Origin of the sequence: Halomonas sp. PR-M31 (assembly GCF_001039575.1) — a bacterium.
Lineage (GTDB): Bacteria > Pseudomonadota > Gammaproteobacteria > Pseudomonadales > Halomonadaceae > Modicisalibacter.
Map to the genome: position 1 here is coordinate 1 of NZ_JIBT01000077.1, position 5411 is coordinate 5411.

General features: G+C 57.2%; 4 protein-coding genes and 1 pseudogene. 1 reads left to right on the top strand and 4 read right to left on the bottom strand.

Annotated elements, in window-relative coordinates:
- The 4 genes and pseudogenes from selD to CH74_RS16975 form a co-directional block, all read right to left on the bottom strand.
- A pseudogene (gene selD, locus CH74_RS16960) lies at nt 1-1033 on the bottom strand (selenide, water dikinase SelD); the annotation flags it as partial.
- 40 nt (nt 1034-1073) lie between these two features.
- Entirely contained in the window at nt 1074-2447 is a 1374-nt protein-coding gene (gene radA / locus CH74_RS16965) for a DNA repair protein RadA (RefSeq protein ID WP_048308729.1), read from the bottom strand.
- Nucleotides 2448-2564: 117 nt separating this feature from the next.
- Nucleotides 2565-3020: a copper resistance protein NlpE N-terminal domain-containing protein gene (locus CH74_RS16970; protein WP_048308730.1), complete on the bottom strand. Its 456-nt coding sequence runs from the start codon at nt 3018-3020 to the stop codon at nt 2565-2567.
- 212 nt (nt 3021-3232) lie between these two features.
- Complete coding sequence (locus CH74_RS16975; RefSeq protein ID WP_048308731.1) at nt 3233-4129, bottom strand: AEC family transporter; 897 nt, start codon at nt 4127-4129, stop codon at nt 3233-3235.
- A gap of 111 nt (nt 4130-4240) precedes the next feature.
- On the opposite strand from CH74_RS16975, the gene hisC reads away from it, so the two are divergent.
- On the top strand, nt 4241-5296 hold the full coding sequence (gene hisC, locus CH74_RS16980) for a histidinol-phosphate transaminase (protein ID WP_048308732.1): 1056 nt from the start codon (nt 4241-4243) through the stop codon (nt 5294-5296).
- Nucleotides 5297-5411 lie beyond the last annotated feature (115 nt).

The window sequence follows — 5411 nt, forward strand, 5'->3', positions numbered from 1 at the left end:
CCCCCGCACCTCGATCAGCGCCTCGCCTTCAGCCTTGACACACTCACCAAAGGGTTGAAGATGAAGATCGTGGTCACGCCCGATGCGCTCGACATCATCGGCCCAGGATGGATGAACCGCCAGCAGCAGGCCACCGGAGGCTGAGGATCGCATAGCCACTGCCAGTGAGCCTCGTCCATGGTCGGCAACTTGGCCCCCAGCGCCTGGCGATTACGGGCACTGCCGCCGGGCACTGCACCCTGACGCCGATAGGCTTCAGCTTCTGCCAGGCGCGGCAGACGTTTGTAATCGATACGCGCCTTGACGCCGCTGGCGGCACATACCTCGGCGAGATGCCCCGCCAGGCCAAAGCCGGTCACGTCGGTCATTGCATGTACGCCGGGCACTCGAGCCAGCTCAGTGCCGATGGCATTGGATTTGAGCATCGTTTCTCGGGCCAGACCGTGATGCCCCGCCTGAAGCAGTCCTTGCTTCTCGGCGGTAGTCAATATGCCCACACAAGCGGCTTGGTGAGATAAAGCAGATCGCCAGGCTGAGCATTCTTGTTGAGCTTCAAATGATCGAGATCGACCAGCCCATTGACCGCGAGACCGAAGATCGGCTCCGGAGCATCGATGGAATGACCGCCCGCCAGGGCCAATCCCAGCTCTCGGCACACGGCCTGGGCCCCGGCAATTACGTCGCCAGCAACACTCGCGCTCAGCTTATCCAGCGGCCAGCCAAGAATGCCCAAAGCCAGCACTGGCGTGCCGCCCATGGCATACACGTCACTGATGGCATTGGTAGCGGCAATCCGGCCAAAATCGAAGGGATCGTCGACGATCGGCATGAAGAAGTCGGTGGTAGCGATCATGCCACGGCCATCGCCGAGATCGTAAACGGCGGCGTCCTCGCGACCCTGATTGCCGACGATTAGCTTTGAACTACCGGCACCGGGTCCCGCCTTGGCCAGGATGTCATCGAGCACATCAGGGGCGATCTTGCAGCCACAGCCGGCACCATGGCTGTACTGGGTCAGTCGAATAGCACTCATCAAGCGTCTCCTTGCCAATAATTCCTGCATTCTACTCCATTCACAGCGCTTCCAGCGCCTCGGCGAGCTTGTCCACGGCGATGACCTGCATGCCGGCAGGCGAGGTCTTGGGCGCATTGGCCCGAGGCACGATGGCTCGGGTGAAACCATGCTTGGCGGCCTCGACGATACGCTCCTGACCGCTGGGCACCGGGCGAATCTCACCGGACAAGCCCACCTCTCCGAACACCACCAGCTCTCGAGGTAGCGAGCGGTTCTGCAGACTCGAGACGACTGCCAGCAGTACCGCCAGGTCAGCGCTCGTCTCGAGCACCTTGACCCCGCCCACCACGTTGAGAAAGACGTCCTGATCGCCGGTAAACAAGCCGCCGTGACGGTTCAATACTGCCAGCAGCATGGCCAACCGGTTGGGATCGAGCCCCACTGCCACCCGGCGCGGATTGCCCAAGGCCGAATCATCCACTAGCGCCTGCACTTCCACCAGGATTGGTCGAGTGCCCTCCCAGACCACCATCACCAGACTGCCCGGTGCCTGCTCCTCGTTTCGTGACAGGAAGATGGCGCTGGGGTTCTTTACCTCCTTCATGCCGTGTTCAAGCATGGCAAACACCCCCAGCTCGTTGACCGCACCGAAGCGATTCTTCTGGCCGCGCAGGGTGCGAAAACGTGAATCCGCGCCGCCCTCGAGCAAAAGCGAAGCGTCGATCATATGCTCAAGCACCTTGGGCCCCGCCAGAGTGCCATCCTTGGTCACATGACCGACCAGCAGCAGCACGGTGTTGGTCTGCTTGGCGAAACGGGTCAGGGCACTGGCAGATTCCCGCACCTGGGCCACGCCACCGGGCGCCGAGCTAATGTCCTCGAGATGCATGGTCTGAATGGAATCGATGATCAGTACCTGAGGGCGCTCGCGTTCGGCCACTCCAAGGATCGTTTCTATGCTCGTCTCGGCAAGCATCTTCAAGCCCTGCACCGGCAGTTGCAACCGATGAGCGCGCATCGCTACCTGGGAAAGTGACTCCTCCCCGGTGACGTAGATCACGCTGCGCTGCTGGGCCAGTTTGCAGGCCACCTGCAGCAGCAACGTCGACTTGCCGGCGCCGGGATTGCCCCCAAGCAAGACCGCCGAACCGGGCACCAGGCCACCACCCAGCACACGATCGAACTCACCGAAGGTAGATGAGAAGCGCGGCACCTCGGACAGGTCTACGGCAGCTAGATCGATTACTTCCCGCGAAACTGCACCGGCGTAGCCACTGCGTCCGCTCACTGATGAACCAGTACCGGCCCGGGGAGACGACAAGCGTATTTCGGTCAGGGTGTTCCACTCGCGACAGCTTGAACACTGCCCCTGCCACTTGCTGTATTCGGCACCGCATTCGGTGCAGACGAAGGCACTCTTCGCTTTTGCCATGCTGGCTTCTCTTTGCTCCTGTTCTTGACGACACTTACCGGATTTTGTCACATCCTATAGAAACACCGAGGGCGGCTCATTGGCCGCCCTCGACACATCAGCGCATAACGACAGGTACTACTGGCGCTGTAGACGCAACATTTCACCATTCTCGAAGCGACGCAGCTGCGGATCGATAAGCTCAAGGGTTGTCGGGTTGAGCTTTAAGAAGTAATAGATCTGACCTTCGCCCTGGGGCGTGAGTTCATAGACGGTTGCTTCCGGATCAGTTGCCGTACCGCTGATCACTTCCCATTGCCCCTGATAGGTCTCAGCAGGGGGATTCTGTGGATGCTCGCGATAGCTGGCTTCAAGATCGAAGGTCCGCTCGGCGGCAGTAGCCTGTTCATCGCCTTCCAGCGTGACGTCGATATCGATCCCCGCGCAGTTACGACACGGCAAAGTACCTTGATAGGTCGTGCCCTGTTCCTGAGCGCTAGTCGTGTCAGGCGTCCCGCCTTGCTGTGTGCCGGTGGCGCAACCCGCCAGCAATGCTAGCATTGCGGAACCTGCCAGCAATGTCCTGATCTGCATATGAATCCTCCTAACGATTGGGTCTGTCACCATCCACCATGGCGTGCTGGTCTACAGGATAACGGCAAGCTACGCTCGATGACAGCCTAGCAGCAACCCGCCTCATCCTAAAGTAGGGCAATTAGTGTATCCCGTGGTACCACTACCGTAAAATGACCTGGATCCGAGTTGGTTGAGATTGAGCACACTATGAAACCAATACGGTAAAACGCTCATGCTGCGATGCCGACTAAATTCGCAAACACTAAAGCCAGAACGATTGGCATCACAATCAAACTGCCAAGATTGCCAATCAATACCAGTGACGCAACCTTATGCGGTTCCTGTCGATACTGCTCCGCCAGTAGATAATTGAGTACCGCCGGCGGCAGTGCAGCAAACACCCAAAGTGATGCGGCCTGTATTCCTTGGAGATCGAACAACGCGATCAGAGGCCAAGCCAGAATCAAGCCACTTGCCGGACAGGCCACGGCACCCAGCACTCCGGTTTTCCAATCACCAAAATCGATGTCGAGCATGCGCACACCGAGCGCAAATAGCATTAATGGAATGGCTACCCCGCCCAACATGTTCATCGCCTCGAGCAACCAGCTGGGTAAAGGTATGCTGCCAAGATTTACCCCAAGCCCCGCCAGACTGGCGAATACGATCGGCATACGCAGCACTCGCCATAGAGGTGTGCGCGGATTGAGCATGTACAGCCCTATCGAAAAATGCAGCAGCATCTCAACGATGAACAACACTATAGCAGCGGGGAGTGCTTCTTCACCGAACGCTAGTACCAGTAAAGGAATCCCCATATTGCCGGTATTGTTGAACATCATCGGAGGTAGAAAAGTGCGTAGATCCAAACTGAGCCATCTGGCCAACGGCCACAGCAGTAGCCCTGAACCGAGCACTATTACGACGGCAGCAACTGCCAATGCCGCATATTGCTGAAGAGGAGCCTCTCGATCGGCCAATACGGCAAACACTAGCATGGGCACGAACAACTCCATGTTCAGTGTATTCAGGCCGCGAATATCCGGTGTGCGAAAACGCCCATAAAGTGTGCCGCATCCGGTAATCAGGAAGACCGGCAGAAGCGTCGAAAGGATTTTGGCGAGCATCGCAATATGTGATCCAAAACAAAGGCTGACAGCCTATCATGCCAACGCTTGCGCGGTACCGCTGACCGCGTCACCATGATCATCTGCCTATCCCTATCGACGCGAGAGACTATGAGCAAGTTCTGGAGCCCCAAGGTATGCGAGTTGACGCCTTATGTACCTGGAGAACAACCGCGCGAGCGATTGATAAAGCTGAATACCAACGAAAACCCCTACCCGCCGGCTCCTGGTGTAGAACAGGCCTTGCGCAACTATCCCATGAGCCACCTACGTCTGTACCCTGATCCTGAAGCAACCTCATTGCGCAATGCACTGGCTGAAGAGTTCGGCGTCAAAATAGACCAGGTGTTCGTTGGAAACGGCTCTGACGAGGTATTGGCACTGGCATTTCAAACGTTCTTTCGGCAGGACAAGCCACTGATCATGCCGGAGATCACCTACAGTTTCTATCCAGTCTATTGCCGCCTGTACGATATCGAGTATCGCAGCGTGGCGTTGGATGACAATTGGCAGGTACCTTTGCAAGCACTGTCTGCCGATAGCGGCGGTATCGTCTTCGCCAATCCCAATGCCCCTACCGGACACGGCCATAGCCGAACAGCCATCGCAGAGCTGCTTGAACGCATCACCGAGTGTGTTGTGCTGGTTGACGAGGCCTATGTCGACTTTGACGGCGAATCCTCAGTGCCTCTTGTAAAGCACTATCCCAATTTGTTGGTCACCGGCACCTTCTCCAAATCACGCAGCTTGGCAGGGCTGCGCCTGGGCTACGCCATCGGCTCGCGGGAGCTCATCGAAGGGCTGGAACGGGTCAAGAACTCCTTCAACTCTTACCCCATCGACAGCTTGGCCATCGTCGCCGGTGTGGCCGCAATCAAGGATCGTGAGCATTTCGATTCTTGTCGAGAAAGGGTTATCAGTACCCGAGAGCAGACAAGACAACGGCTGGAGGCTTTTGGTTTTGAGGTGTTACCTTCGCAGACCAATTTCCTGCTCGTAAGTCATCACAAGCAAGACGCAGGGCAAATCTACGCCAAGTTACGCGAGCGTGGCATCTTGGTCCGCCATTTCAATACTGAAGCGTTACGCGACTTTCTACGCATCACCATCGGTACCGACGATGAGATGGATAGCCTGATGGAAGCTCTAGAAGTCATCTGTCGCTAAGCATTGGAGTTTTTATCACCCACACAAAAAACCCCCGATCTCAGTGAGATCGGGGGTTCGGATAGATGCCTGACGATGACCTACTCTCACATGGGGAGACCCCACACTACCATCG